The organism is Luteococcus sp. H101, assembly GCF_038433155.1.
In the GTDB taxonomy this organism is placed as follows: domain Bacteria; phylum Actinomycetota; class Actinomycetes; order Propionibacteriales; family Propionibacteriaceae; genus Luteococcus.
This window is the reverse complement of record NZ_JBCDMW010000021.1, coordinates 137,269-163,072: the sequence shown is the minus strand read 5'-3', so window position 1 is coordinate 163,072 and position 25,804 is coordinate 137,269. Positions and strand designations below refer to the sequence as shown.

Genomic DNA, 25,804 nt, shown 5'->3' with positions numbered 1-25,804 from the left:
CCCTCGACAGGCTCGGGGACCGGGGCCGGGTTGCGCTCCGGGGTGGGGACGTCGGCCGAGCTGGTCGAGGCCACTGCTCCCGCCAGCAATTGCAGTTGAGCCAGGGCCACCACACCGGCGGTGGAGGTGCGCAGCACCCCGTCGCTGACCAGCACGGCGCGGGCACCGGCAGCCTCGAAGGCGGCCAGCTCGTCGGGGCTGATGCCACCCTCCGGGCCGATGATGAACAACACCTCGAACCCCTCGACCGGCTCGGGGACCGGAGCAGGGCTCGGCTCGGAGTCGACCACGGCGGCCGAGCCTGTCGAGGCCCCGGGCAGCGCCACCTCGCCGATCCACTGGCTCGCCGACTCGTGCAGCACCAGCGCCAGGTCGGCCTGCTCGATCCGAGCCACCAACTGCTTGGTGGACACGAAGCCCACCTCGGGGATCCGGAAGCGGCGCGACTGCTTGGTGGCCTCCCGCGCGGTGGCGGCCCACTTGGCCAGCCCCTTGGTGGACTTCTCGGCGGTCCAGCGCACGATCGAACGGCTGGCCTGCCAGGCCAGTACCTCGTCGATGCCCAGCTCGGTCATCGTCTCGACGGCCAGGTCGGAGCGGTCACCCTTGGCCAGGGCCTGCACCCCCACCCAGCGGAATCGTCGTGCCGGCTGGGTCAGCTGCTCAGCCACCTCGATGACGATCCCCTGCTTGGAGACCTCCACCACCGGACCACGCACGGCCCGGCCACGGCCGTCGGCCAACAACACCGACTCCCCCAGCTCGATCCGCTTCACGACGGCGGCATGCCGCCCCTCGTCGCCGGTGACCGCCACCCGGTCACCGACGGCCACGTCGCCGATCTCGGCGAGGAAGAGCGCGTCGCTCATCAGGCCCCGAAGGCTTCCTTGAGTCGGTCGAAGACACCCTGCTTGCCCTTGTGCACCTGCGCCGTGACCGAGGTCTCACCCCGGGCCTCGGCCAGCTGCTTGAGCAGGTCACGCTGGTGGCCGTCGAGCTTGGTGGGGGTCTGCACGACGAAGGTGATCCCCAGCTCGCCCCGCCCATTGCCGCGCAGCCGCGGGATGCCACGGCCCGCGACGGCCATCCGGGTTCCGCTCTGGGTGCCGGCGGGAATCTCCACCTCCAGGGTGCGCTCGGACTCGTCGGAGTCCTCCCGCTCCGCCTCCAGGGTGTCGACGGTCAGCGTGGTACCCAGCGCCGCCGCAGTCATCGGGACCCGCAGGACCATCTCCAGGTTGTCGCCGTCGCGCGTGAAGACCTCGTGGTTCTGCACGACGAGTTCCACGTACAGGTCGCCGGCGGGGCCGCCGCCGGGGCCCACCTCACCCTGCCCCTCCAGGTGGATCCGGTTGCCGGTGCTGACCCCGGCGGGGATCTTGACGTTCAGGGTGCGGCTGGAACGCACCCGGCCCTCGCCGGAGCACTCGCCACAGGGGTGCGGGATCACGTTGCCGTAGCCACGGCAGTTGGGGCAGGGCTGGGAGGTGCGGATGTCGCCCAGGAAGGAGCGCTGGATCTGGGTGATCTCGCCATTGCCATTGCAGGTGGTGCAGGTCACCGGCTCGGCGCCGTCGGCGCAGCCCGAGCCCGTGCAGCGCGGGCAGACCACGGCGGTCTCCACGCTCAGCGGCTTGGTGACGCCGAAGGCGGCCTCCGCCAGCCCCAGGCTCTGCCGGACCAGGGCGTCCTGCCCGCGCCGCACCCGGGAGCGCGGGCCGCGCTGGGCCTGCTGTCCGAACATGGCATCCACCAGGTTGGTGAAGTCGAAGCCACCGCCGAAACCACCACCCGGGAAACCGCCGAAGCCACCGGCCCCGCCCATGCCACCGAAGCCGCCGCCCATGGGGTCCCCGCCGCGGTCGAAGATGGACTTCTTCTGCGGATCGGAGAGCACCTCATAGGCCTCCTGCACCTGCTTGAACTTCTCGTCGGCATCCGGCTCGGTGCTGACGTCGGGGTGCATCTTCATGGCCATCCGACGGTAGGCCTTCTTGATCTGCTCGGGCGTGGCATCGCGCTCGACGCCGAGGATCTCGTAGTAGTCAGAACTCATGGGAATGAAAGTCATCCTTCTGCCAGGAAGCGGCCAACATATCGGGCCACGGCACGTACCGAGGCCATGGTTGAGGGGTAGTCCATCCGGGTGGGGCCGACGATTCCCAGACTGGCCCAGGACTCGTCGGGAGAACCATAGGTGCTTGCCACCAGCGAGGTCGACTGGAGACGCTCGTACGGATTCTCCTGCCCGATCCGCACGGTGACGTCGCCGGCCATCCCGGTGCTGGCCTCGCCCAGCAGGTGCAGCAGCACCACCTGCTCCTCCAGCGCCTCCAGCACGGGCCGCACCGTGGTCTCGAACTGGTCACCGAAGCGGCTCAGATTGGGCACCCCGGCCACCGCGATCCGGGTGGACGGGTCGTCGGCCAGCATCTCCAACACCGTCGCGACGACGGTGTTGGCCCAGTGCCGGGGAATGGTGGGCGGCAGTTCGGCCAGCAGGGTGGCCAACCGGTCCGCACCTTGAGCCGGGGTCAGCCCGACGACGGCGGCATTGAGCCGCCCCCGCAGCTCCGCCAACGCCTCCTCGGAGTGCGTCGGCAGCTCGACGGAACGCTGTTCCACCCGGCCGGTGGAGTTGATCAGGATCACCAGCACCCGGTCCGCCGTCAGGCTGACCAACTCGATGTGGCGCACCTGCGCCGAGGTGCTGACCGGATACTGCACAATCGCCACCTGCTGGGTGATCTGGGCCAGGATCCGCACCGTGCGGGTGACGATGTCATCCAAGTCCAGCGCGCCGGCCATGAAGGTCTGGATGGCGCGCTTCTCCGCGGCGGAGAGTGGCTTGACCGTCGCCAACCGGTCCACGAACAGGCGATAGCCCTTGTCCGTGGGGATCCGGCCGGCGCTGGTGTAGGGCTGGGTGATGTAGCCCTCCTCCTCCAGCACCGCCATGTCATTGCGCACGGTGGCCGGGGAGACGTTCAGCTGGTGGCGCTCCACCAGCGCCTTGGAGCCCACCGGCTCCTTGCTGGAGACGTAGTCGGTGACGATGGCCTTCAGCACGTCCATCTTGCGGTCGTCGAGCATCATCCCCTCCTCGTCGTCTCGCTGCATTTTGGCACTCGAATGGCGCGAGTGCCAGCATACCGCGCCCGACCGACGGGCGGACCGGACAACCCAGCGCCTCGGACCGCACTGGGCTAAGTTTGACTAAGTTCATACCATGGTCGTATGACGACCGTGAACATCCATGAGGCCAAGACCCACCTGTCGCGGCTGCTGGAGCTGGTGGAGCAGGGGGAACGCGTGACCATTGCACGGGCTGGCCGCCCAATTGCCGATCTGGTGCGGCACGACGACATCGAGATCGTCTTCGGCACCGGCAAGGGGACCGTTCGGGTGGAGCCAGGCCGTGACCTGGACGAGCCGGATGAGGAGCTCCTGGAACTGTTCGAGACCTCCGCCAAGGAACCGCTGTGAGCGGCCACCGATTCCTGTTGGACACCAACGCCCTGTTGCGGCTGCTGGAGCCGGATCTCGGATCGCTGGGTCCCCAGACCGTGGAGTACATCCGAACAGCCTCGGCGGGCTACTACTCGGCCGCCTCGATCTGGGAGATCATGATCAAACAGGCGAAGGGGCGGCTGGCGATCACCGCGGACTTCTTCGACGGACTTCGGAAGAGCCGGCTGCGCGAACTGGCGGTGACCACCGAGTTCGTGCGGCACCTGGACGCGCTCCAGCTGGACCATGCCGATCCCTTTGATCGGTTGATCGCCACCCAGGCCTCAGTGGAGGGCATCGTCCTGATCACCACCGACCAGCGCCTGCTGGCAGCCGCGGAGGTCGCAACCCTGGATGCGCATAGCTAGGCTCGGGCGCATGCGTGAATTCTCCCTGGGTGACTGGCAGCTGGTCCGCGACGACGTGTACGTGGCGCCGCTGGAACCGGCGTCGGTCAATGCCGGTCTGGTGATCGGCCGCGACGGGGTGCTGCTGGTGGACACCGGCTCCTCCCCCGCGCAGGGTCGGGAGCTGGCCGCCTCCGCCCATCGGCTGGCCGGTCGGCCGGTCACCCACGTCGTGGTGACCCACGCACACTTCGACCACTTCTACGGCCTGGCCGGCGTGCTGGCCGAGGCCCCCGACGCGGTCAGCATCGGGCACGAGAACCTGTTGGCCCATCTGGAAGGCACCCATGACCCGGACGTCGACCCGGAGGTGATCCGGCGGGACCTGGGCTTCGACCCCGCCGAGTTGGTGGCGCCCGGCCACACCATCTCCTTCCTGCACGCCATTGACCTGGGCAGTCGGGTGGTGGAACTGGTGCATCTGGGCCCGGGCCACAGCGATTCCGACCTGTTCGTGCAGGTGCCCGACGCTCGGATCACCTTCGTCGGGGACATGGTGGAGACTTCCTCGGACCCGATGGTGGGCCCGGACTCGCACGTCGACAGCTGGCCGCAGGCGCTGGACGGGGTGCTGAAGAATGCCCGCGAGGATGCGCTGTTCATCCCCGGCCACGGCCCGGTGGCCAGCCTCCAGCAGGTCACCGACCAGCGGGCCAACATCTCCAAGCTGTGGGCGGCCGCCGAGGACTGCATCAAGAACGGCATGACCATCGACGACGTGGTGGCGGACCTGAACGGTCCTCGCGAGGTGGACTGGCCCTTCGCCCCACAGAGCGTCGCCAATGCCCTGCCCTGGCTCTACCAGTCCCTGCAGGTCAAGGGCGTGACCAAGAGCACGCTGTTGCCGATCATCACGTGACCAGCCGCGCCCAACCACGGCGGCCGAGCCCATCGAGGCCCCAGCCGGTCCCTTCGACAGGCCCTGGGGCCTTCAGCGTTCAGCGGTCGGGCTCGCCCCACACCCGTGCCACCCGGTCCCACAGTTCCGGCGTCGCGGCGCTGAGCAGCCCCGGCCCGGGCCAGTCGGCGGTGTAGTCGACGCCGTCCCAGCGTCGGGCGGCCCCGCCGATCTCGCGCACCATCAGGGTTCCCGGCAGGTGGTCCCACGGGTGTACCTGGCTGTAGACCAGATAGTCCAGCTCCCCGGTGAGCACCTTGGGGTAGTCGATCCCGCAGCACCAGGCCGAACGCTCCACCGGGGCCAGGCTGCCCTGACCGTCGAAGCCGTGGCGACGGTGCTTGCTGGTGGCGCCCACCGGCAGGTCCCGCACCGGACCCCTGGTCAACAGCTGGCCATTGCGTTCCACCCCCGCGCCGCGCTCCGCGACGAAGGAGGTGCCGTGTTCCGGCTGCCAGATCCAGCCGCGGGTCTGCTCGCCCTTGACCACCTCCGCGATCATCACGGCGAAGTCGGGGCTGCCGGCCACGAAATTGCGGGTGCCGTCCACCGGGTCCACGGTGAAGCCGTGCTCCACGCCACCCAGGGTGTATTCCAGCTCCGGCTGGTTGAAGCAGGCCTCCTCGCCCACCACCACCGCGCCGGGGAACATCCGTCGCAGCTCCCGGGTGAGCAGGATCTCGGACTCACGGTCCGCGATGGTGACATAGTCCCCCGGATTCTTCTGCTCCACCTCCGCGTCGGACAGGGCGCGGAAGCGCGGGGTGATCACCTCGGCGGCCACCCGCTGCATCAGCTCCAGGACATCCTGCGTAGTCACCATGACTCCAGCCTATTCACCTCCGGGCTCGGGGTCCTCCCGGGGCCACCGTGCGGCCCGTCGGTTTCGCGCGCCCCGATGCCGTCGCGTCCAAAACTGGCGCCCGCCGACGGCTTCTACCTGGGGAGACTTGGTGCTCGGGGCGCGGTCAGAACTCGTCGACGTGGTCCTGGGTGACGAAGTCGATCAGCTTCTCCACCTCGGTGTTGAAGCTGGGCTCCAGGTCCCGGAAGCTGGTGACCCGGGCCAGGATCGCCTGCCAGGCCTGGGCGACGTCCTTCTGGTCCTGGTGCGGCAGGTTGAGGGCGGCCAGGGTGCCCTTCTTCCAGTCGACGTCCATGGGCACCTCGGGCCACTTCTTGATCCCGATCCGTTCCGGCTTGACCGCCTGCCAGACGTCGATGAAACGGTGCCCGCCGATCAGCACGAACTCGCCGTAGCCGCCCTTGGCCACCTCCTTGGCAATCCGGGACTCCTTGGAGCCGGTGACCAGGTGGTCCACCAGGACGGCCAACCGTCGGCCCTTCTCTGGCTTGAACTCGGCGACGATGCCCACCAGGTCGTCGATTCCGCCCAGGTACTCGACCACCACGCCGACGTGGCGCAGGTCATCACCCCAGACCTTCTCCACCAGCTCCGCGTCGTGCCGCCCCTCGACGTAGATCCGGCTGGGCAGCGCCACCTTGGCGACGGTCTTCTCGCTGGCCCGGGAGCCGGAGGCGGTGTACTTCTGCTCCGCCTTGCCGGTGCGCGGCGGGACGCACAGCCGCACCGGCTTGCCGTCGACGACGAAGCCCGGGCCCACCGGGAAGGAGCGGCGCTTGAGCTTGTAGTTCTCCAGCACCACGACGCCGTTCTCCCACTTGACGATCTCCCCGGCGAAGCCGGTGGACGGCTCCTCCACGATCATCCCCAGCTCCATCGGCAGGTCGACGGTCTGCGGCTTGCCGGCCTTCTGCCAGCCCTTGCTCAGGACGTCCTTGTTGTAGCGATCCACGTCGAGCGAGGCTACCCGGCCCGGATTCGCTTTCCCACCGGACGCGCCCACCGCGGCAGAGGCCGACTCAGTCCAGCAGGTCCCGGATCACGGCGTCGGCCAGCAGCCGGCCCTGCAGCGTCAGCACCAGCCGGTCCTGGGTGATCCTGGCCAGGCCGCGCTCGACGAAGTCCGGCACCCGGCGCAGCTCGGAATCGGTGAGCACCTCCCACAGCAGCCCGTCGGCCAGCCGCAATTCCAGCAGCACCCGTTCCACCCGTCGGTCCTCGGCCGCGACGAGCTCCCGGCCTGCCCCGGGGCTGCGCCCCGAATCCAGCGCCGCCGCATAGGTCCGCGGATGCTTCACATTCCACCAGCGCACCCCACCCGCGTGACTGTGGGCCCCCGGCCCGATCCCCCACCAGGTGTGCCCGAGCCAGTAGGCCATGTTGTGCCGGGCCCGGTGCTGTGACCCGCGCGACCAGTTGCTCACCTCGTAGGCCTCGAAACCGGCCCCGGTCAGCACCTGTTCGGTGAGCAGGTACTTGTCCGCCAGGTCGTCGTCATCGGTCATCGGCAGCTGGCCGCGACGGATCTGGTTGGCCAGCCGAGTGCCGTCCTCGACGATCAGGGCGTAGGCGCTGATGTGTTCCGGTTCGGCCTCCAGGGCGGCCTCAAGGCTGGCCCGCCAGGCGTCCTGGCTCTCCCCCGGCGTCCCGTAGATCAGGTCCAAACTGACGTCACCGAAGCCGGCCGTGTGCGCCAGTCTGGCGGCCTCCACCGCCCGTCCGGGGGTGTGCCGGCGCTCCAAGACCTTCAGCACCCCCGCGTCGGAGGACTGCATGCCCAGGCTGATCCGGGTGAAACCGGCCGTCAACAGCTCGTCCAGCAAGTGTGGGGTGACGGTCTCCGGATTGGCCTCGGTGGTCACCTCGGCGTCGGGGGCCAGCCCGAAGGCGTCGCGGACGTGCCCCAGCAGCCCGCCCAGCTCCCCACCGGACAGCATGGTGGGAGTGCCGCCGCCGAAGAAAACGGTGCTGGCCCGGGGCAGGTCATCGCCCAGCACCCGCCGCGCCAGCTCGATCTCCGCGTGCGCGGCCCGCAGGTAGTCGGCGGTGCCGGTGCCCTGCAACTCATTGGAGGTGTAGGTGTTGAAGTCGCAGTAGCCGCAGCGGGTGGCGCAGAAGGGCACGTGCAGGTAGATGCTCAGCGGGGTACCCGGCAGCTCGGCCAGGGCGGAGGCGGGCAGGGCCCCGTCCTCGGGGACGGGTTCACCATCGGGCAGCACGGAGGGCACCGGGCCAGCCTAGCCGGGCAGCCGCGAATGCCGGCGGTTCCACCAGGAGCCCCACGACCAACACCGCACAGGTTGCGCATCAAACGGCCATTCGGGCACTCCGGAGCCTGGCTCCCGCCTGGGCGTGCGAACGGGGAAGTGGGAGGTGCAACACATGCAGGGCCCCCGGTCAGCCGAGTGGCCGGGTGGGCCTCGGTCCAAAAGAGTTGGCGCCCCGGGTCCGCGCCGCTTCGCTCAGCGCGCAAGCCGCCATCCGCCCACAAGAAACTCAAAGATTCAAGGGATTGGCGCTCTATGATCGGGCCATGAATCTCTCACGTCGCAACCTGTTCTCCCTCGCCGGTGCCGCCGCAGCCACCAGCGCGCTGGCCGCCTGCGGCAGCAACAAGGGCGGAATCGGAGACAGCTCCCCCAGCGCCTCCGGATCCGGTGGCGCGGCCTCGGGTGCGGCACTGACCCAGTGGTACCACGAGTACGGCGAGGCCGGCACCCAGGAGGCCGTCAAGAAGTACGCCGCGGCCTATGACAAGGCCAAGGTCACCGTGAAGTGGAATGCCGGTGACTACGCCAAGTTGCTCTCCGCGGCCCTGCTGACCAAGGACATCCCGGACGTCTTCGAATCGGAGATGGGCCCGAGCATCGACATGATCAAGGCCGGGCAGGTGGCCGACCTGACCGACGTCATCGGCGATGCCAAGGGCAAGTTCAAGCCCGAACTGATTGACCGGATGACCTATGAGGGCAAGATCTATGGCTTGCCCCAGGTGGTGGACATGCACCTGCTCTACTACCGCAAGAGCCTGCTGGAGAAGGCCGGGGTGCAGCCGCCCAAGACCTTCACCGAGCTGGTGGAGGCCGCCAAGAAGGTCAAGACCAAGGACATCGGAGGCCTGTTCGTCGGCAACGACGGGCTGGGCCCGATCGCCACCGCCCTGCTCTACGCGTCGGGCAATGACTGGTTCGACGCGGACAAGACCAAGGCCGGCTTCCTGGACCCCTCCTTCTACCAGGCGCTGACCGACTTCCGGGACCTGTTCGGCTCCGGCGCGCTGCTGCAGAGCGCCAGCAAGGACTGGTACGACGGCTCCCCCTTCGCCAATGAGGAGACGGCGATGCAGTGGGGCGGCCTGTGGTCCATGACCGACATCCAGAAGGCGCTGGGCGACGACTTCGGGGTGCTGCCCTTCCCCGCCGTCGGGGCCAAGGGCAAGCAGGCCACCATGTTCGGCGCCTTCGGTGCCTGCGTCGCCGCCAAGGGCGCCAATGTGCAGGCCGCGAAGGACTACGTGAAGTGGCTCTGGGTGGACCAAACCGACTACCAGGTGGACTTCGCCAACAACTACGGCACCCACGTCCCCGCCCTGGGTGAGCTGGCGCCCAAGTGCACCAAGCTGGCCGAGGGTGCCGGCGCCGATGCCGCCAAGATCCTGGCCGACTTCGGCAAGCCCGCCAGCGACATCCTGTGGTCCGGCGCCATGGGCGACGCCTTCAACGCCGCGGTTAGCAACATCATCAAGAAGAAGGCGGACCCGGCCAAGGAGCTGGCCGCCGTCGGCACCAAGGTGGCCGCGGAACTCAAGCGCATCAAGGGCTGATGAGCAGCAGCAGCCCGCAGCAGCCACGGGCGTCCCTGGCGCGCCGCCTCGGCGGCCACCAGGGGCGCAACTGGTGGTTCCTGGCCTTCGTCGCCCCGTTTGTGGTCGGGCTGGCACTGTTCGTCTACATCCCGATCATCTGGAGCGCCTACCTGTCCTTCTTCGACGCCCGCAACACGGTGACGCCGACGAAGTTCGTGGGGCTGGCCAACTACCGCTACCTGCTGGGCGACCAGCTCTTCCGGGACTCGATCCTCACCTTCATCGGCTTCAGCGCCTTCATCGTGCCGCTGACCTTCGTCTGTTCCCTCTCCTTGGCACTGCTGCTGGACGGGATCAAGACCGGTCAGGCCTTCTTCCGTTCGGTCTTCTTCATCCCCACCGCGGTGAGCTACGTGATCGCCGCAATGATCTGGCGCTTGAGCTTCTTCAGCGGCACCCGTTTCGGGCTGGCCAACTCCCTGCTGCGTCAGCTCGGCGGTGAGAACGTGAACTGGTTGGGCGGCACCAATTCCTGGTACTGGCTGGTGCTGGTGACGCTGCGGCTGTGGCTGCAGGCCGGCTTCTACATGATCCTGTTCATTGCCGGGCTGAACAAGATCCCGCGGGAGACCTATGAGGCGGCGGCCATCGATGGTGCGTCGGGGTGGAAGCTGTTGCGTCACATCACCCTGCCCCAGCTGCGTGCCACATCGGTGGCGGTGCTGATGCTGTTGCTGATTGGCGCCTTCCAGGCCTTCGACGAGTTCTTCAACGTGCTGGGCACCATGGGCTCCTACCCTCCCTATGCCCGCCCGCCGCTGGTTCACCTCTACCTGATCAGCCTGGGCGGCGGCCAGCAGGACCTGGGGCTGGGCGGCGCCGGCACCATGATCGTCACCGCACTGATCGTCTTCTTCGGCCTGCTGCAGAACTGGCTGGTCACCCGCAGCGAGCGCAAGGAGGGCCGGAAGTGATCGTCTCCTCCCGACGTGGCAAGGGCCTGCAGGCCGCCCGTTATCTGCTGCTGGTGCTCCTCAGCCTGCTCTTCCTGTTGCCCTTCTACGTGCTGCTGCGCAATGCCTTCGCCTCCAACAAACTGATCACCGCCGCCCGGTGGAAGTGGCTGCCGGACCAGGTCAACCTGACCAACCTCAGGGCGCTGCTGGCCGACGACAATGTCGGGATGGTGCCGGCGCTGTGGCACTCCGCGGTGATGGCGGTCAGTCAGACGGCGCTGACGGTGCTGATCGCGCTGCTGGCCGGCTATGCCCTGGCCCGCTACGACAACCGGCTCTCCCGGATCCTGCTGGGCTTCACCCTGTTCACCCTGATGGTGCCGGCGTCGGTCACCTTCATCCCGATGTTCGTGATGACCGCCCAGCTGGGCTGGATCGACTCCTTCCGCGGCCTGGTGGTGCCCGGCATGTTCAGCGCCTTCGCCACCTACATGTTCCGGCAGAGCTTCCTGGGCTTCCCGGCAGATCTGGAGGAGGCGGCCATGATCGACGGCGCCAACCCGTGGACCACCTTCTGGCGGGTGGTGGCCCCCAACTCCCTGGGCATCGTGGGCGCGGTGGGCACCATCACCTTCATCGGCAGCTGGAACGCCTTCCTCTGGCCGCTGCTGGTGGGCCGGGAGAACACCCGCACCGCCCAGGTGGCCCTGAGCCAGTTCATGACCAGCCAGGGCGTCAACTATCCGGTGCTTTTCACCGGTGCCCTGGTGGCGATCATCCCCGTCGTCGGCGTCTTCCTCTTCCTGCAGCGCTACCTGGTGGAGGGTGTCGAGACCTCCGGAATGAAGTAGCTCAGGCCACCAGGCCGATGCCGATCACCATCGGCAGGGAGATCAGCGAGCCGATGGTGGTCACCGTGGTCATGGTCTTCAGGCTGCCCTGGGTGCTCAACCCCAGCAGGGCCTTGAACATCCAGAAGAAGTTGCTGTTGACGTGCAGCGCGAACAGCGAGCCGGAGGCGATGGCCAGCCCGACGGCCACCGGATTGACGTCCATCTGGCCCAGCAGCGGCGCGATGATGCCGGCCGCGGTGATGGCGGCCACCGAGACCGAGCCAATCGCCAGGTGCAGGAGGGCGGCCACGAACCAGGCCAGCAGGATGCTGAGCAGCACCGGGGCGCCCGCATCGGCGTCGAACATCCCGGCCAGCACCTTGGCCAGGCCGGTGGCCTTGATCACGGCGCCCAGCGAGCCGCCGATGCCGGTGACCAGCAGGATCTCGCCGGAGGTCTGCAGGCCGTCGCTGAAGGCCTCGTTGGCGGCCTTGGCCCCGACGGTCCGCAGCGAGAGCGCGAAGGCCATCAGCAGCCCGACGAACAGGGCGATGTTGGCATTGCCCAGGAAGTCGATGAACTGGTTGGTGACCTTGAACAGCTCGGCAAAGGCACCGAAGGCGATCATCACCAGCGGCACCACGATCGGCAGCAGGCTGATGGCGAGTGGCGGCGTCTTCACGCCGGCGTCGCTGCCCTCGGCCGCCTCCGCGGCCACGGCCCGGGCCTCGGACTCCAGCAGGGCCTCGTTCTCCTCCTCGTCCTTGGCGGGCTTCCACCAACCGAAGCGCAGCAGCTGCTGGAACAGGATCACCGTCAGCAGGGCGGTCAGCGGCCCCACGACGATGCCGAACAGCAGGTACTTGCCCAGGGGGATGCCCATCAGGCCGGCGATGGAGATGGCCGACAGGCCCGGCACGACGAAGACATAGCCGGAGAAGATGCCGATCCCCAGCGCCCCGGCCATCAGGGCCAGCCCATTGGGACCCATGTGTTTGGAGGCCTGGCGGGCGACGGGGGCGGCCAGCACCACCTGCACGTCGACGTAGATCGACGGCAGGATGGTGGCCAGGGCCAGCGCCAGGCCATAGGGGATCCGCTTGGGCCCGAAGATCCGCAGCAGGCTGCGGACCAACTTGGTGAAGGCGCCGGTGGTGTGCAGCAGGGAGCCGATCAACACGCCGAAGCCGATCAGCAGGCCGACGCTGCTCATGATGCTGCCGAAGCCCTTGGTGATGGCCTCGATGGTGCCCGGGAAACCGACCCCACCGGCCAGGCCAAGATAGATGGACCCGATCACCAGGCTGATCACGGGATCGATCTTGAACTTGATGATCAGGACGACGACCGCCGCAATGGCGATCACAGTGTGCAGGACAAGCATGCGGCACCCTCCAGGCGTGGCCCCCCGACCATCGTTGGTCAAGGCTTTCCAGACCCTAACAGCCGCCTCCGACACAGTTCACCAAGGGGTGCGATCCCGTCGCCGGCACAGCGTCTGGGGCCCGCTTGCCGGCATCGGTCACACTGGAGGCATGAGCCTGCCACCGGCCCGCCCGAATCCCTACCAGACGCCCCGCCCGGCCCCCTTGCCGCAGACCCAACGGCAGAGTCGGGTGCGCTCCTCCACGCTGCTCGCCGGAGTGCCGGTCGGCGTGATGTGGGTGCTGGAGACGCTGGACACCCTGATGCTGCACGCCCTGGACCAGTTCGGCCTGCGCTCCTGGGATCCGACGGGTTTGTGGGCGCTGTTCACCGCGCCGTGGCTGCACCTGGGTTGGCAGCACCTGGCCAACAACTCCGTCCCGCTGCTGGTGCTGGGCTTCCTGGTGGCCATGTCCGGCCTGCGACGCTGGATCGCCACCACGCTGGTGGTGATGGTCACCTCCGGCATCACCGCCTGGCTGCTGTCGCCGCCCGGCACCATCACCCTGGGGGCCTCGGGTGTGGTCTTCGGCTGGCTGAGCTACCTGCTGGTGCGCGGCTGGTGGAGCCGCGACTGGAAGCAGATCCTGATCGGCCTGGTGGTCTTCGTCGTCTACGGCAGCGTGCTGTGGGGCGTGCTCCCCACCGATCCCAACATCTCCTGGCAGGGCCATCTGGGCGGCGCGATCGGTGGCGTCCTGGCCGCGTGGTGGCTGCATCGCGGGACGCGTCGCTGAGCGTGTCTGGGGGGGTGCATGCGGTTTTGGGGCCCCAGGTGTGGTGAGATTTCCCCCTGACATCCCCGTCATTCGTGCGGCCCCCTTGGGCCGGTGCGCGGTGTCGGGCCTACAGGCAGGACAGGTATGAACTCCTTCGACAAAGTGATGGCCTGGTTGAACACCACCGTCGCCTGGCTGAATGACCAGCTCAGCTGGGTGCTGATCGTGCTGATCATCGCGGCCGGCGTAGTCTTCACGATCTGGACCCGCGGCGTGCAGTTCCGCAAGCTGGGGACGATGTTTCGCGTCGCGCTCGATTCCCGCACCGGCGCCGGTGATGGCATCTCCTCCTTCCAGGCCTTCTGCATCTCGTTGGCCTCGCGCGTGGGCACCGGCGCCATCGCCGGCGTTGCCATCGCCCTGGCCCTCGGCGGCCCAGGGGCCGTCTTCTGGATGTGGTTGATGGCCTTCCTCGGCATGGCCACCGCCTTCGTCGAGGCCACCCTCGCCCAGCTGTACAAGGTGCCCCACACCGACGGCACCTTCCGTGGTGGCCCCGCCTATTACATGCAGCGGGGCATGAAGAATCGGCCGATGGGCATGGTCTTCGCCATCTTCCTGATCTTCACCTTCGGTTTCGCCTTCCAGATGGTGCAGGCCAACACCATCGCCGCGGTCTTCGACAAGAGCTTCCACATCAGCCCCAGCGTCACGGCCATCTTCCTCGCAGTCGCCACCGGCGCCGTCGTTCTCGGCGGCGTGAAGTCGGTGGCCAAGGTCACCGAGTGGATGGCGCCGATCATGGCCCTGGCCTACGTGCTGCTGGCCGTGGCGGTCATCGTGCTCAACATCGACGAGGTCCCGGCAGCGCTGGCCAACATCGTCAAGGGTGCCTTCGGCCTCGACCAGGCATTGGCCGGTGTCGGTGGCGGCCTGGCGGCCACTGTGCTCAACGGCATCAAGCGCGGCCTGTACGCCAACGAGGCCGGTATGGGCTCGGCGCCCAATGCCGCCGCCGCCGCCACCACCAGCCACCCCGCCCACCAAGGCCTGATCCAGTCGCTCGGCGTCTTCATCGACTCGATGCTGGTCTGCACGGCCACCGCGGTGGTCATCCTGCTCTCCGACGCCTCGATCTACACCCCGGGTGTCACCACCAAGGCACAGGCCGGCGCCACCCTCACCCAGGACGCCATGATGTACTCCCTCGGCACCTGGGTCGGCCTGGTCTTCACCGTCCTGGTCTTCGTCTTCGCGTTCTCCACGCTGATCGGCAACGAGACCTATGCCGAGATCAACATGGACTTCCTGCGCGGCGGACGCGCCGGCGAGCTGGCCATCCGGCTGATGACCATCGGCTCGGCGGCCCTCGGCGCCGTGCTGGCGCTGGACTTCGTCTGGTCCCTGGCCGACGTGGCCATGACCTTGATGGCCATCACCAACCTGATCGCCCTGGTCTTCCTGGGCAGGTACGCCGTGGCCACCATGCGCGACTTCGAGTCCCATCCGGACCCGATCACGGCCCAGTTCAACTTGGACAACAACCCCTTCATGCAGGACGACATCCCGGGCGAGGTCTGGCACAAGCGGCCGGGCCACGAGGCCGGCAAGTGGTTCCACCCGTCGGGTGAGGATGCGCTGACCACCACCGACTGACCCCCTCCGGGAGTCAGGATCGGCCGGGCCCGTGAACGCAGCAGGTGGCGACCACGGGCCCGGCTCGTGCTACTTCTTGTCCTTGTCCTTGCCGCCCTCGCCGGTCTGCAGGGCGGCGACGAAGGCCTCCTGCGGCACCTCCACCCGGCCGACCATCTTCATCCGCTTCTTGCCTTCCTTCTGCTTCTCCAGCAGCTTGCGCTTGCGGGAGATGTCGCCGCCGTAGCACTTGGCCAGCACGTCCTTGCGGATGGCGCGGATGGTCTCCCGGGCGATCACCCGGGCGCCGATCGCGGCCTGGATCGGCACCTCGAACTGCTGCCGCGGAATGAGCTCCTTCAGCTTGGCGGCCATCGCGACGCCATAGGCATAGGCCTTGTCCTTGTGCACGATCGCACTGAAGGCGTCCACCGGGTCGCCGTGCAGCAGGATGTCCACCTTCACCAGGTCGGCGGCCTCCTCACCGGCGATGTCATAGTCCAGCGAGGCATAGCCCTTGGTGCGGCTCTTCAGCGCGTCGAAGAAGTCGAAGACGATCTCCCCCATCGGCAGGATGTAGCGGATCTCCACCCGGTCCTCGCTGAGGTAGTCCATCCCGGTCTGGACGCCGCGCTTCTGCTGGCACAGCTCCATGATGGTGCCGATGTACTCGGCCGGCGCCAGGATGGTGCCCTTCGCCACCGGCTCGTAGACCTTGTCGATCTTGCCCTCGGGGTATTCCGACGGGTTGGTGACGGTGAACTCCTTGCCGTCCTCCATCACCACCCGGTAGACCACGTTGGGGGCGGTGGAGATCAGGTCCAGGTTGAACTCCTGCTCCAGCCGCTCACGGGTGATCTCCATGTGCAGCAGGCCCAGGAAGCCCACCCGGAAACCGAAGCCCAGCGCGCCGGAGGTCTCCGGCTCGTAGGTCAGGGCGGCGTCGTTCAGCTGCAGCTTCTCCAGCGCCTCGCGCAGCACCGGGAAGTCATTGCCGTCAATCGGGTACAGGCCGGCGAAGACCATCGGGTTGGGGTGCCGGTAGCCGCCCAGGTCCGACGCCGCGGGTCGCCCGGCGCTGGTCACGGTGTCACCCACCCGGGACTGGCGCACATCCTTCACGCCGGTGATCAGGTAGCCCACCTCGCCCACGCCGATCGCGTCCGCCTTCATCGGCTCGGGGCTGATCACGCCCACTTCCAGCACCTCGTGGGTGGCCTTGGTGCTCATCATCAGGATCTTCTCGCGGTGGCTGAGCTCCCCGTCGACCACCCGGACATAGGTGACCACACCACGGTAGGTGTCGTAGACCGAGTCGAAGATCAGTGCCCGGGCCGGGGCCTCGGCGTCGCCCACCGGGGCCGGGATCTGGGCGACGATCTGGTCCAGCAGCTCGGGCACGCCCACGCCGGTCTTGGCGGAGACCCGCAGCACGTCGCCCTCGTCGCAGCCGATCAGGCCGGCCAGCTCCGCGGCATACTTCTCCGGCATCGCCCCCGGCAGGTCGATCTTGTTCAGCACCGGGATGATCTGCAGGTCATTCTCCATGGCCAGGTAGAGGTTGGCCAGGGTCTGCGCCTCGATCCCCTGCGCGGCGTCCACCAGCAGGATCGCACCCTCGCAGGCGGCCAGCGAGCGGGAGACCTCATAGGTGAAGTCGACGTGCCCAGGGGTGTCGATCATGTTCAAAATGTGCGTCGTGCCGTCAACGGTCCAGGGCATCCGGACGGCCTGGGACTTGATGGTGATGCCCCGCTCGCGCTCGATGTCCATCCGGTCCAGGTACTGGGCGCGCATGGCCCGTTGGTCCACGACGCCCGTGATCTGCAACATCCGGTCGGCCAGCGTCGACTTTCCGTGGTCGATGTGCGCAATGATGCAGAAATTGCGGATGATCGCCGGGTCGGTCGATCCAGGCTGTGGCGCGCTCATGCACTCCCCGTCTTCGTGAAGCCGTCAGGTGGGACGTGTCATCTTCTCATGTTGGCCCAGCGACTGCATCCGCGGCGCAGGCGTGACATCTGTCATGTTGGTTCGGTGATCCGGCGCACTACCCGACGAGCCTTGTCAGCCGAAGAATCGAGGGCATGACGACGACAGCTGAGCACGCCATCACCGCCACCGGACTGCGACGCCACCACGGCCACGGCAAGGCCCGGTTCGAGGCGGTCCGCGGCATCGACCTGCAGGTCAACCGGGGAGAACTGTTCGCCCTGCTGGGAACCAATGGTGCCGGCAAGACCTCCACCCTGGAGGTGCTGGAGGGCCTGGCACCGGCCACCGGAGGTCAGGTGCGGGTGCTGGGCCACGACCCGTACCGGGAACGCACCCGGGTCATCGGCCGGCTGGGCATCATGCTGCAGCAGGCCGGCTTCAGCGACGACCTCACAGTGGCCGAGACCGCGGCCATGTGGCACGCCACCCTGGACCGTCCCCGTCCGGTCTCCACGGTGCTGGCCGACGTGCACCTCAGTGACCGCGCGGGGGTCCGGGTGAAAAGCCTGTCCGGCGGCGAGAAGCGACGCCTGGACCTGGGCCTGGCGCTGATGGGAGACCCCGAGCTGCTCTTCCTGGACGAGCCGACCACCGGGCTGGACCCGCAGAGCCGTCAGGTCACCTGGCAGCTGGTCCGCTCCCTGCTGGACCGGGGCACGACGGTGATGCTCACCACCCACTACCTGGAGGAGGCCGAGGAACTGGCCACCCGGCTGGCCATCATGGACCGCGGCCAGATCCACAGCCAGGGCACCGTGGCCGAGATCATCGCCGGCCAGAATGCCCGGATCACCTTCGAGACCGACCACGCCGAGCAACTGGCCCTGGCCGAGCTACCGGCCCTGGCCGCCCGCCCGCACCGCGACGGGCAGCGGGTGGCGCTGGAGACCCGTGAGCTGCAACCCACCCTGGCGGCCCTGCTGACCCAGGCCAGCCGGCACGGGGTGGAGCTGCGACGGCTGGACGCCCGCAGCGCCACCCTGGAGCAGGCTTTCCTGTCCATCGCCGAAGGCAAGACCGCCGACGGGACGGGCGTCGCGGCCTGAGCCCGAACCTCACCGGTCACCAGTCACCAGTCACCAGTCACCAGTCACCAGTCACCAGTCACCAGTCACCAGTCACCAGGAGCATTCCATGAGCGCCGACACCACCACTGCCACGCCAACTCCCACGTCCCCTGCCAACACCGCACCCGTCGCCCGGTTCAGCCCTCGTCGGCTGGCCGGACTGGCCCGCAGCGAGCTCATCCAGCTGCTGCGCAACAAGGTCAGCGTCTTCTACGCCGTCGCGATGGGCCCGCTGATGGTGCTGATGTTGGCCGAGTTGCCCATGATCAAGACCTTGGCCGACGTGATGCCGCGCGGTGGCCTGGCCACCATGCTCACCACCACCCTGGCGGTCACCGGCCTGGGTCTGGTGATCTACTACAACCTGACCACCGCCGTCGTCGCCCGGCGGGAGACGCTGGTACTGAAGCGGCTGCGCTCGGGGTGCAGCAGTGTGCTGGAGATCCTGACCGCGCTGGCGCTGCCCAATGTGTTGATCTTCTGGCTCCAGGTGGCCCTGGTGCTGGCCGTGGTCAGCGCACTGTTCGGTGCGCCGAGCTTCACCAACCCGCTGCTGTTGGTCCTGGGCCTGGGGCTGGGGGCGGTCTTCTTCGCCATCGCCAGCTTCCTGACCGGCGTCTCCACCCGCACCGTGGAGTCCGCCCAGCTCACCACCATGCCCGGGATCATGCTCTTCCTGGGGCTCTCCGGCCTGTTGATCCCGCTCTCGGTCTTCCCCGACGCCGGGCAGCGAGTCATCCAGTGGTTGCCGGTGGCCCCCGTCGCGGAGCTGGTGATGCTGGGCCTCAACGGCACCACGCTGGACAAGCAGACCCACACCTTCGCCGGGAGCTGGCAGGCCGCCGCCCAGCCAGTGGCCGCGTTGCTGGGCTGGATCCTGTTGGCCGGCTGGTACCTGAACCGGACCATGCGCTGGGAGCCCCGGCGCTGAACTCGGTGCCCATGCTCCGCGCACTGGAAGACTGGCCGACGTGAACCTCCCCGACCTGCTGCTGGGCCGCACCGGGCCACAACGCTTCGACCGCGCCACCCGGCTGTCCATGGTGGCCTTCCTGCTGATGCCGCCGCTCATGATGGCCGGGGCCCTGTCCCAGCTGGAGCATCCCCCGGCGGGATGGGTCGGTGTCGGCAGCCTGGCGCTGGCCACCGTCGGGAGCCTCTGGGCGGCCGCGAGCGCATGGCCGGCCCTGGACGGCTACCTCGGCCGGCGCACCCCGCATCGGTCGTTGCTGCCCACCGGATTCCTGCTGCTGGCGGCCGGACTGGCATGGAATGCCCTGCTGGCCCCCACCGAGGGCTACGGCTGGAGCACCCCGCACGGCCTGGCCTGCCTGTCCGCGATCGCGCCCGCCGCCATCCTGGCCTGCCTGCTCCCGGCGCCCCGGCAGCACCGCCTGATGGCCGCGGTCATCCTGGTGCCGGCCCTGGTGAGCCTGGCCCGGGGAGTGCCACCTAGGACGGTCGCCCTGACGGCGGTCCTGCCCGCGCTGTTCACCCTGATGATGGTCTACACCTGCCGCTTCTCCGGCTGGATGCTGCAAGTGCTGGCGGAACTGGAGCAGGCTCGTACCCTGGGTGCCCAGCTGGCGGTGGCCGAGGAGCGGCTGCGGTTCAGCCGGGACCTGCACGACGTGGTGGGCCGCAGCCTGTCGGCCATCGCGCTGAAGAGCCAGCTGGCGGCCGAGCTCTCCCGCCGGGAGCAGCACGATCGGGCCCGCGCGGAGATGGTTGCGGTGCACGGCCTCGCCGACGAGGGGCTCACGGAGATGCGGGCCGTGGTGGCGGGCTACCGGAAGACCGACCTGGCCGCCGAGTTGAGCGGTGCCCGCGCCATGTTGGAGGCCGCGGGGGTGCAGGCGGAGGTGGATCAGCCCCCCGCCCTGACGGGCCTGCCGGACCAGACCCGGGAGGCCCTGGGCTGGGCCGTGCGGGAATGCGTGACCAATGTGGTGCGGCACTCCCAGGCCACCTGGTGCCGGTTGGCCTTCGAGCAGGCCGACGGGGTGCGGCTCACGGTCACCAATGACGGCCTGCGTCGCGGCCGACGGGCCCCAGCCGGTTCCGGCCTGGTGGGGCTGGCCGAGCGATTGGCCCCGTTGGGTGGCAACATACGCCACGGTCCGGACGGCGCCCACTTCGTCGTCTGCGTCCAGCTGCCGTTGCCGCCCACACCGCACCCGCAGGAGGATGCCCGCTGATGATCCGCGTACTGCTTGCCGACGACGAAACCCTGATCCGCGACGCCCTGGCCTCCCTGCTGGAGCTCGACGAGGGCCTGGAGGTGGTCGGTGTCGCGGCCAGCGGACCGGAGGCGGTGGCCGCCGCAGCCCGGCTCCGGCCGGACCTGGCGCTGCTGGACCTGCAGATGCCGGGGCTGGACGGAATCGAGGCAGCCACCCAGATCCGCACGGTGAACCCGGCATGCAATGTGGTGATCGTCACCAGTCACGGCCGCCCCGGCTACCTCAAGAAGGCCCTGGCGGCGGGCGTAAGGGGCTTCCTGCCCAAGACCGTCCCGGCCACCACCCTGGCCCAGGTGATCCGCGACGTGCATGCCGGCGGCCGGCATGTGGACCCCCAGCTGGCGGCGGAGGCGATCGCCGCGGGCGACTGCCCCCTCACCCCGCGGGAGTCCGACGTGCTGGAATATGCGGCGGACGGGTCACCCGTCGAGGAGATCGCGCTGCGGGCCCACCTGTCCCCGGGCACGGTTCGCAACTACCTGTCCTCGGCCGTGGCCAAGCTGGGCACCAACAACCGGCACGAGGCCATCCGGCTGGCCCAGCGGCAGGGGTGGATCTGACCCCGGGCGCCGCTGCCGCCCATGGATTTGGGCCCGGGGCTGTCCCGCTGGTAGTGTGAGCCGTCGCGTCCAACGACGCATCCAAGTTTTGCAATCCATCCAATCCAGTCAAAGGGTTATCCACGTGGCAAACATCAAGTCCCAGATGAAGCGCATCAAGACCAACGAGAAGGCTCGCCAGCGCAACAAGGCCGTCAAGTCCGGCCTGCGTACCGCCGTGCGTCGCTTCAACGAGGCCGCTGCCGCTGGTGACAACGACAAGGCGCTGGAGGCGGCCAAGAACGCCAACCGCCTGCTGGACAAGGCCGTCTCCAAGGGCGTCATCCACAAGAACCAGGCCGCCAACCGCAAGTCGGCCATCTCCACCAAGGCCAACGCGCTCTGATCCGAGCCGCGTCCTTGACGTGATCCCCGCCCCGGCGGGGTGACACAGCTGTAGTGGTCAGCGTCTCGTCCCGACTGGGGGCCGAGGCGCTGGCCTTGTTGCTACTCCAGCGGCATCGACCCCATGCGCAGCCTGGCAGCCTGGGCGGACCGCCCGGGTCAGTGCTTCCCCAGAGCATGCGCCCGGTCCACCGCCAGCAGCAGCTGTTCCAAGGCGAAGTCCGGGTCGCTGGCGGCGCCCTTCACCTGGGCGTCCGCGGTGGCCACCGCCCGCAGGGCCTCGGAGACCCCCCGGCCGGACCACGTGCGGGACAGCCGTGCCAGGTCCTTCAGCTTCCACGGCGGCACCCCCACCTCGCGCGCCAGCTCACCGTCGGGCATCCGGGCCGAGCGAGCATCCAGGTACTTGCCCAGGCCACGCAGCGACGCGGCCACCGCACTGGTCACCTGGACGGGAGCAATGCCAGTGGACAACGCCCAGCGCAGCTTTTCCAGCGCGGGCCCGGGCCGACCGGCCAGGATGTCGTCGGCGACGGCAAACCCCGTCACCTCGGCCCGGCCGGCAAAGTAGCGGGCAACCATCTGCGCCGTGACCGTCTGGCCCTCCCAGTCGCTGCCCAACTGGGAGACCGCGCCGGCCAACGCCCGCAGGTCACTGCCCACGGCATCCACCAGCGCCTGGGCAGCCTCGGTGTCCAGGCCCACGGAGATCCGACGGGCCTCGGTGCTCACCCACCCCGGCAGTTCCCAGGTCTTGGGGGCCACGGCCTCGGCCACCGGCACCTTCGCCTTCTTCAACTTGTCCAGCAGCCCCTTGCCCTTCTGCCCGCCGCCGTGCACCAGGGTCAGGCTGAGGTCCTGGCCCGGATCGACGGCGCTGGCCAGCACCGCGTCGAAGAGTTCCGGCGGCAGATTGGCCAGGTCCTGGATCACCACCACGCTGGCGGACGAGAAGAGCGAACCCCCCACCAGCTCGGCCAGCCGGTTGCCCTCCAGATCCAGGGCGGCCACCCGGGTCACCTCTGCCTCGGGCCGCTGTTGCAGTGCGGCCGCCACTCGCTGCGCAACCCAGCGGTCCGCCACCAGCGACTCCGGGCCGCTGACCAGCAGGCAGCTGCCGAAGGGCTCCGGCATCCGGAAGGAGGGGCGTGCACCGCGTTGACCAGCCATGGGGCCAAGCATGCCAGTAGCCACCGACACTTCCCGCACCATGCCCGTCCGGCTCCCAGCGGGGGCCGCCCGATCCTGCATGCCGGGGTCTGTTCGCCCGGTGCGTGTTCGCCCACGGCGTTCTGACGGGAATTTCACCGTCACAACTGGCACCGTGGAAGTCATGTCAGATTCGACGACCGTCACGCTGGACAGCGGCGAGCTGGTTGCGCCGTACGAATTCATCGGAACCTGGGAGGGGCCGGTGGTGGCCACCGCCATCCACACCGGCCATGACCTGCGGCCCGAGGTGGCCGACCTGATGTCCTTGGCCGAGGACGACCGGCTCCGGGAGGAGGACCCGTTCACCCACCTGATCGCCCAGTTGGTCCCGGCCCGGGTGACGGTCAACCGCTCCCGCTTCGAGGTGGACCTGAACCGGGCCCAGGAGCAGGCCGTCTACCGTCGGCCCGAGGACTGCTGGGGGCTGGAGGTCTGGCGGGGCGGCGAGTTGCCCGCCGACGTGGCGGAACGCTCGCTGGCGGTGCACCAGGCCTTCTACACCGACCTGGCCGCACGGCTGGACGAACTGGCCGAACGCGGCCCCTTCGTCCTGTTCGACGTGCACTCCTACAACCACCGACGCGCCGGGGCAGACCAGCCGGCCTCGCCCCAGGAGGAGAACCCGGACGTGAACGTCGGCACCGGCTCCCTGGACCGGGAGCTGTGGGGCGACGTGGTGGACGCCTTCTCCGGCGCCCTCGCGGCGGCCGAGGTTCAGGACGGCCCGCTCGACGTCCGGGAGAATGTCCGTTTCCGGGGGGCGAACCTGGCCGCCTGGGTCCACCAGCGCTACCCCGGCCGGGCTTGCGCCCTGGCCCTGGAGTTCAAGAAGACCTTCATGGACGAGTGGACGGGGCAGTTCGACGCCGAGCGGGTGGCCGAACTCTCCCGGGCGCTGGAGAGCACCCTCGACCCGATTGCCGAGACGCTACGCCGCAACCATGGCCTGGGGTCGGCTCCGGGGGCGCGATGAGCATCGCCGAGCAGAGCGCGCTGGCCCCCGCGGACCGGCGGGTGGACGAGGAGCTGGCCCGGCTGGCCGAGACCTTCCGTTTCCTGTTGGACCTCACACCGGTGGATGCCACGCAGTGGCGGCGTCGATGGCTGTCCGGGGACACCACCGAGCCCGTCTTCAGCTACCGGGAACTGTCCACCGATCCCGATGTCGCGCTCGCCACGCTGGCCCGGATCAGGCCCGATGAGGTGAGCCACCCCACGGTGGCCGCTCTGCTGGCCAACAAGCACCGGGAACTGCGGCTGCAGGCCGAGCTGCTGCGCGCGCGCAACACCCCGGAATTCCTGCCGCTGGCCGTAGAACTGTTCGGGCCGGTCACCCCGGAGCTGCACCAGACCGCACAGGAGATCCTGGACGAGGTCAGCGCGGAACCGGAGCCGTCCGACCCGGTGGCGGCTCAGGAGTTCCACCGGCTGGCCCTGGCCGAGATCGCCTGGTACCGGGAGCAGGATCCCGACGTCGTGATGCATGCCGAGCTGCGCGACGACGTCAGCGGCGTGCTGGTCAGCGGCGATGCCCTGTTGATCGGGCGCGAGGCGGCGGTGCAGCGTCGCCGGGCCAATGCCCTGTTGCAGCACGAGGTGGGCACCCATCTGGTCACCCAGGTCAATGGCACCGACCAGCCGCTGCGCTGTCTGGGCGCTGGGCTGGCGGGTTACGACGAGACCCAGGAGGGCCTCGCGGTGCTGGCTGAGGTGGCGGTGGGGGAACTCACCCGCACCCGGCTGCGCCAACTGGCCGGCCGGGTGCTGACCGTGGACGCCATGCTGGGGGGCGCCAGCTTCGGCGACGCCTGGCAGCAGCTGGTCAGCCGCGGTTTCAAACGCGGCAGCGCCTTCACCACCGTGATGCGGGTCTATCGCTCCGGCGGCTTCCCCAAGGATGCCTGCTACCTGCGCGGCCTGCTGGACCTGTTGGTGCACCTGGAGCAGGGCGGCAGCCTGGAGCTGTTCTTCCTGGGCAAGTTCGCCCTCACCGACCTGCCGCTGATGGAACAGCTCTCCGCGGCCGGGCTGCTGGCGCCGGCCCGGATCACGCCGCGCTACCTGGCCGAGCCGGACTCGCGCCACCGGCTGGAACGCTGCCCCCGTTCCCCCCTGTCCAGTCAGGTGGCAAATCCCCCGTCCGCCGGGCCAGCCACCACCCCCGACCATGCCGAACCCAACCAGCACGCAGCCACCAGCACAGAGGAGAAGAAGTGAAGATCGGATTTGTGGTCAACGACGTCGCCACCGAGCAGCCCGGCTACACCACCACCAGGCTGGCGCTGACCGCCTGTCAGCTGGGGCACGAGGTGGGCATGATCGGTCTGGGTGATTTCAACTACCTGCCCGACGGCTCGCTGGGTGCCCTGGTGCACGCTGGCTCCGCCAAGAACTACCGTTCCCACAAGCGCTACCTGGATGACGTGAAGGCGGACCAGGGCGAACAGACCGTGCTGGGGGACTTTGACGTGATCATGCTGCGCTCGGACCCGGCCAGCGACCCCGAGCGCCCCTGGGCCAGCACCGCCGGGGTCGCATTCGGTCAGCTGATCGCCTCCACCGGCGTGCTGGTGGTCAATGACCCGGAGACCTTGGCCACGGCGATGAGCAAGGCCTACTTCCAGCACTTCCCGGAGGTGGTGCGGCCCAAGACCCTGATCAGCCGCGACGAGGAGCAGATTGCCACCTTCGTGAAGGATCTGGGCGGGCAGGCGGTGCTCAAGCCGTTGCAGGGCTCCGGCGGGTCCGGGGTCTTCTTGGTCACCAAGGAGGAGTCGCCCAACCTGAACCAGATCATCGAGGCGATTGCCCGCGACGGCTATGTGGTGGCCCAGGAATACCTGCCGGCCGCGGCTGAGGGCGACACCCGGCTGTTCGTGATGGACGGCAAGCCGCTCAAGGTGAATGGCAAGTACGCCGCCTTCCGCCGGGTGAACGAGACCGACGACATGCGCTCCAATGTGTCCGCCGGCGGCAAGATCCGGGAGGCGGAGATCACCGACGACATGCTGAAGATGGTCAACGCCATCCGGCCCAAGCTGGTCAGCGACGGAATGTTTCTGGTGGGCCTGGACATCGTCGGCGACAAGCTGATGGAGGTCAACGTCTTCACCCCCGGCGGGCTGGGCAGCTCACAGAACATCTACAAGACCGACTTCACCCCCAAGGTGATCGAGGCGCTGGAACGCAAGGTGCTGATGCGCTCCCACTACCCGCACGGTCTGCCGAACAAGGCCCTGGCCGCCATGTGACAGTGGCCCAACCCCCGCCGACGGCCCGCCGCGACCACC

General features: G+C 68.7%; 24 protein-coding genes and 1 pseudogene. 16 read left to right on the top strand and 9 right to left on the bottom strand.

Annotated elements, in window-relative coordinates:
• Nucleotides 1–80: 80 nt before the first annotated feature.
• The 3 genes and pseudogenes from AAEX60_RS08945 to hrcA form a co-directional block, all read right to left on the bottom strand.
• Nucleotides 81–869, bottom strand: a pseudogene (locus AAEX60_RS08945) (16S rRNA (uracil(1498)-N(3))-methyltransferase); the annotation flags it as partial.
• Nucleotides 869–2,056, bottom strand: a complete 1,188-nt coding sequence (dnaJ, locus tag AAEX60_RS08940; protein ID WP_342102791.1) for a molecular chaperone DnaJ — start codon at nucleotides 2,054–2,056, stop codon at nucleotides 869–871. The gene dnaJ and the pseudogene AAEX60_RS08945, both read right to left, overlap by 1 nt.
• 11 nt (nucleotides 2,057–2,067) lie before the next feature.
• Complete coding sequence (gene hrcA / locus AAEX60_RS08935; protein WP_342102833.1) at nucleotides 2,068–3,093, bottom strand: heat-inducible transcriptional repressor HrcA; 1,026 nt, start codon at nucleotides 3,091–3,093, stop codon at nucleotides 2,068–2,070.
• Between the two features lie 144 nt (nucleotides 3,094–3,237).
• On the opposite strand from hrcA, the gene AAEX60_RS08930 reads away from it, so the two are divergent.
• Genes AAEX60_RS08930 through AAEX60_RS08920 form a run of 3 tightly spaced genes read left to right on the top strand, consistent with a single transcriptional unit; the run spans nucleotide 3,238 to nucleotide 4,776 of the window.
• Complete coding sequence (locus AAEX60_RS08930; protein WP_342102789.1) at nucleotides 3,238–3,486, top strand: type II toxin-antitoxin system Phd/YefM family antitoxin; 249 nt, start codon at nucleotides 3,238–3,240, stop codon at nucleotides 3,484–3,486.
• A complete protein-coding gene (locus AAEX60_RS08925; protein WP_342102786.1) occupies nucleotides 3,483–3,878 on the top strand; it encodes a type II toxin-antitoxin system VapC family toxin in 396 nt (131 codons plus the stop codon). The genes AAEX60_RS08930 and AAEX60_RS08925 overlap by 4 nt, the downstream gene beginning before the upstream one ends.
• A gap of 10 nt (nucleotides 3,879–3,888) precedes the next feature.
• Nucleotides 3,889–4,776 carry an MBL fold metallo-hydrolase gene (locus AAEX60_RS08920; RefSeq protein ID WP_342102784.1) on the top strand — a complete coding sequence of 296 codons (888 nt, stop codon included), beginning with the start codon at nucleotides 3,889–3,891 and terminating at the stop codon, nucleotides 4,774–4,776.
• A 79-nt stretch (nucleotides 4,777–4,855) separates the two neighbouring features.
• On the opposite strand, the gene AAEX60_RS08915 is transcribed toward AAEX60_RS08920, so the two are convergent.
• The 3 genes from AAEX60_RS08915 to hemW all read right to left on the bottom strand — a co-directional run bounded on the left by AAEX60_RS08915 (nucleotide 4,856) and on the right by hemW (nucleotide 7,860).
• Nucleotides 4,856–5,638 carry an inositol monophosphatase family protein gene (locus tag AAEX60_RS08915; RefSeq protein ID WP_342102783.1) on the bottom strand — a complete coding sequence of 261 codons (783 nt, stop codon included), beginning with the start codon at nucleotides 5,636–5,638 and terminating at the stop codon, nucleotides 4,856–4,858.
• 145 nt (nucleotides 5,639–5,783) lie between these two features.
• Nucleotides 5,784–6,632, bottom strand: a complete 849-nt coding sequence (locus AAEX60_RS08910; RefSeq protein WP_342102782.1) for a DUF3097 domain-containing protein — start codon at nucleotides 6,630–6,632, stop codon at nucleotides 5,784–5,786.
• Nucleotides 6,633–6,699: 67 nt separating this feature from the next.
• A complete protein-coding gene (gene hemW, locus AAEX60_RS08905) occupies nucleotides 6,700–7,860 on the bottom strand; it encodes a radical SAM family heme chaperone HemW (RefSeq protein ID WP_342102832.1) in 1,161 nt (386 codons plus the stop codon).
• A 353-nt stretch (nucleotides 7,861–8,213) separates the two neighbouring features.
• Here hemW and AAEX60_RS08900 point away from each other — a divergent pair, with 353 nt between their 5' ends.
• From AAEX60_RS08900 to AAEX60_RS08890, 3 genes are read left to right on the top strand one after another with little or no spacing between them, the layout of a single operon-like run.
• The gene (locus tag AAEX60_RS08900; protein WP_342102781.1) at nucleotides 8,214–9,503 is read left to right on the top strand and encodes an ABC transporter substrate-binding protein; all 1,290 of its coding nucleotides are present in this window, start codon (nucleotides 8,214–8,216) and stop codon (nucleotides 9,501–9,503) included.
• A complete protein-coding gene (locus tag AAEX60_RS08895; protein WP_342102780.1) occupies nucleotides 9,503–10,459 on the top strand; it encodes a carbohydrate ABC transporter permease in 957 nt (318 codons plus the stop codon). The genes AAEX60_RS08900 and AAEX60_RS08895 overlap by 1 nt, the downstream gene beginning before the upstream one ends.
• Entirely contained in the window at nucleotides 10,456–11,292 is an 837-nt protein-coding gene (locus AAEX60_RS08890) for a carbohydrate ABC transporter permease (RefSeq protein WP_342102779.1), read from the top strand. Before AAEX60_RS08895 ends, AAEX60_RS08890 begins: the two co-directional genes overlap by 4 nt.
• Before the next feature lies 1 nt (nucleotide 11,293).
• Here AAEX60_RS08890 and AAEX60_RS08885 read toward each other — a convergent pair whose 3' ends face one another.
• Nucleotides 11,294–12,658, bottom strand: coding sequence for a GntP family permease (locus AAEX60_RS08885; RefSeq protein WP_342102778.1), 1,365 nt, complete (start codon nucleotides 12,656–12,658; stop codon nucleotides 11,294–11,296).
• 274 nt (nucleotides 12,659–12,932) lie between these two features.
• On the opposite strand from AAEX60_RS08885, the gene AAEX60_RS08880 reads away from it, so the two are divergent.
• Both AAEX60_RS08880 and AAEX60_RS08875 read left to right on the top strand, forming a co-directional pair.
• Entirely contained in the window at nucleotides 12,933–13,436 is a 504-nt protein-coding gene (locus AAEX60_RS08880; protein WP_342102831.1) for a rhomboid family intramembrane serine protease, read from the top strand.
• Between the two features lie 126 nt (nucleotides 13,437–13,562).
• Nucleotides 13,563–15,074 (top strand): alanine/glycine:cation symporter family protein, encoded by a 1,512-nt coding sequence (locus AAEX60_RS08875; RefSeq protein ID WP_342102776.1) that lies wholly within the window; start codon nucleotides 13,563–13,565, stop codon nucleotides 15,072–15,074.
• 69 nt (nucleotides 15,075–15,143) lie between these two features.
• Here AAEX60_RS08875 and lepA read toward each other — a convergent pair whose 3' ends face one another.
• Nucleotides 15,144–16,985 carry a translation elongation factor 4 gene (gene lepA / locus AAEX60_RS08870; protein ID WP_342102774.1) on the bottom strand — a complete coding sequence of 614 codons (1,842 nt, stop codon included), beginning with the start codon at nucleotides 16,983–16,985 and terminating at the stop codon, nucleotides 15,144–15,146.
• Between the two features lie 155 nt (nucleotides 16,986–17,140).
• Between lepA and AAEX60_RS08865 the strand changes: the two genes are divergently transcribed.
• From AAEX60_RS08865 to rpsT, 5 genes are all read left to right on the top strand, one after another.
• Nucleotides 17,141–18,094: an ABC transporter ATP-binding protein gene (locus AAEX60_RS08865; RefSeq protein ID WP_342102772.1), complete on the top strand. Its 954-nt coding sequence runs from the start codon at nucleotides 17,141–17,143 to the stop codon at nucleotides 18,092–18,094.
• A gap of 88 nt (nucleotides 18,095–18,182) precedes the next feature.
• Complete coding sequence (locus AAEX60_RS08860) at nucleotides 18,183–19,046, top strand: ABC transporter permease (RefSeq protein WP_342102769.1); 864 nt, start codon at nucleotides 18,183–18,185, stop codon at nucleotides 19,044–19,046.
• Nucleotides 19,047–19,086: 40 nt separating this feature from the next.
• The gene (locus tag AAEX60_RS08855) at nucleotides 19,087–20,313 is read left to right on the top strand and encodes a sensor histidine kinase (protein ID WP_342102767.1); all 1,227 of its coding nucleotides are present in this window, start codon (nucleotides 19,087–19,089) and stop codon (nucleotides 20,311–20,313) included.
• Nucleotides 20,313–20,918, top strand: a complete 606-nt coding sequence (locus AAEX60_RS08850; RefSeq protein ID WP_342102766.1) for a response regulator transcription factor — start codon at nucleotides 20,313–20,315, stop codon at nucleotides 20,916–20,918. Before AAEX60_RS08855 ends, AAEX60_RS08850 begins: the two co-directional genes overlap by 1 nt.
• 124 nt (nucleotides 20,919–21,042) lie before the next feature.
• On the top strand, nucleotides 21,043–21,303 hold the full coding sequence (rpsT, locus tag AAEX60_RS08845) for a 30S ribosomal protein S20 (RefSeq protein ID WP_342102765.1): 261 nt from the start codon (nucleotides 21,043–21,045) through the stop codon (nucleotides 21,301–21,303).
• 158 nt (nucleotides 21,304–21,461) lie between these two features.
• Here the strand turns inward: rpsT and holA are convergent, their stop codons facing one another.
• Nucleotides 21,462–22,472: a DNA polymerase III subunit delta gene (holA, locus tag AAEX60_RS08840; protein ID WP_342102764.1), complete on the bottom strand. Its 1,011-nt coding sequence runs from the start codon at nucleotides 22,470–22,472 to the stop codon at nucleotides 21,462–21,464.
• A 163-nt stretch (nucleotides 22,473–22,635) separates the two neighbouring features.
• Here holA and AAEX60_RS08835 point away from each other — a divergent pair, with 163 nt between their 5' ends.
• The 3 genes from AAEX60_RS08835 to AAEX60_RS08825 are packed head-to-tail and all read left to right on the top strand — an operon-like array spanning nucleotide 22,636 to nucleotide 25,765.
• A complete protein-coding gene (locus AAEX60_RS08835) occupies nucleotides 22,636–23,487 on the top strand; it encodes an N-formylglutamate amidohydrolase (protein WP_342102762.1) in 852 nt (283 codons plus the stop codon).
• Entirely contained in the window at nucleotides 23,484–24,731 is a 1,248-nt protein-coding gene (locus AAEX60_RS08830; RefSeq protein WP_342102760.1) for a flavohemoglobin expression-modulating QEGLA motif protein, read from the top strand. Before AAEX60_RS08835 ends, AAEX60_RS08830 begins: the two co-directional genes overlap by 4 nt.
• Complete coding sequence (locus AAEX60_RS08825) at nucleotides 24,728–25,765, top strand: glutathione synthetase (RefSeq protein ID WP_342102758.1); 1,038 nt, start codon at nucleotides 24,728–24,730, stop codon at nucleotides 25,763–25,765. The genes AAEX60_RS08830 and AAEX60_RS08825 overlap by 4 nt, the downstream gene beginning before the upstream one ends.
• Nucleotides 25,766–25,804: the final 39 nt, after the last annotated feature.

Excerpts from the sequence above, each read along its gene's own strand:
- AAEX60_RS08830 (WP_342102760.1), top strand. The coding sequence starts at position 23,484 with ATGAGCATCGCCGAGCAGAGCGCGCTGGCCCCCGCGGACCGGCGGGTG.
- AAEX60_RS08915 (WP_342102783.1), bottom strand. The coding sequence starts at position 5,638 with ATGGTGACTACGCAGGATGTCCTGGAGCTGATGCAGCGGGTGGCCGCC.
- AAEX60_RS08865 (WP_342102772.1), top strand. The coding sequence starts at position 17,141 with ATGACGACGACAGCTGAGCACGCCATCACCGCCACCGGACTGCGACGC.
- AAEX60_RS08850 (WP_342102766.1), top strand. The coding sequence starts at position 20,313 with ATGATCCGCGTACTGCTTGCCGACGACGAAACCCTGATCCGCGACGCC.
- AAEX60_RS08860 (WP_342102769.1), top strand. The coding sequence starts at position 18,183 with ATGAGCGCCGACACCACCACTGCCACGCCAACTCCCACGTCCCCTGCC.
- AAEX60_RS08835 (WP_342102762.1), top strand. The coding sequence starts at position 22,636 with ATGTCAGATTCGACGACCGTCACGCTGGACAGCGGCGAGCTGGTTGCG.
- AAEX60_RS08875 (WP_342102776.1), top strand. The coding sequence starts at position 13,563 with ATGAACTCCTTCGACAAAGTGATGGCCTGGTTGAACACCACCGTCGCC.
- AAEX60_RS08885 (WP_342102778.1), bottom strand. The coding sequence starts at position 12,658 with ATGCTTGTCCTGCACACTGTGATCGCCATTGCGGCGGTCGTCGTCCTG.
- dnaJ (WP_342102791.1), bottom strand. The coding sequence starts at position 2,056 with ATGAGTTCTGACTACTACGAGATCCTCGGCGTCGAGCGCGATGCCACG.
- hrcA (WP_342102833.1), bottom strand. The coding sequence starts at position 3,093 with ATGCTCGACGACCGCAAGATGGACGTGCTGAAGGCCATCGTCACCGAC.
- AAEX60_RS08930 (WP_342102789.1), top strand. The coding sequence starts at position 3,238 with ATGACGACCGTGAACATCCATGAGGCCAAGACCCACCTGTCGCGGCTG.
- holA (WP_342102764.1), bottom strand. The coding sequence starts at position 22,472 with ATGGCTGGTCAACGCGGTGCACGCCCCTCCTTCCGGATGCCGGAGCCC.
- AAEX60_RS08895 (WP_342102780.1), top strand. The coding sequence starts at position 9,503 with ATGAGCAGCAGCAGCCCGCAGCAGCCACGGGCGTCCCTGGCGCGCCGC.
- AAEX60_RS08900 (WP_342102781.1), top strand. The coding sequence starts at position 8,214 with ATGAATCTCTCACGTCGCAACCTGTTCTCCCTCGCCGGTGCCGCCGCA.
- AAEX60_RS08880 (WP_342102831.1), top strand. The coding sequence starts at position 12,933 with ATGTGGGTGCTGGAGACGCTGGACACCCTGATGCTGCACGCCCTGGAC.
- AAEX60_RS08920 (WP_342102784.1), top strand. The coding sequence starts at position 3,889 with ATGCGTGAATTCTCCCTGGGTGACTGGCAGCTGGTCCGCGACGACGTG.
- lepA (WP_342102774.1), bottom strand. The coding sequence starts at position 16,985 with ATGAGCGCGCCACAGCCTGGATCGACCGACCCGGCGATCATCCGCAAT.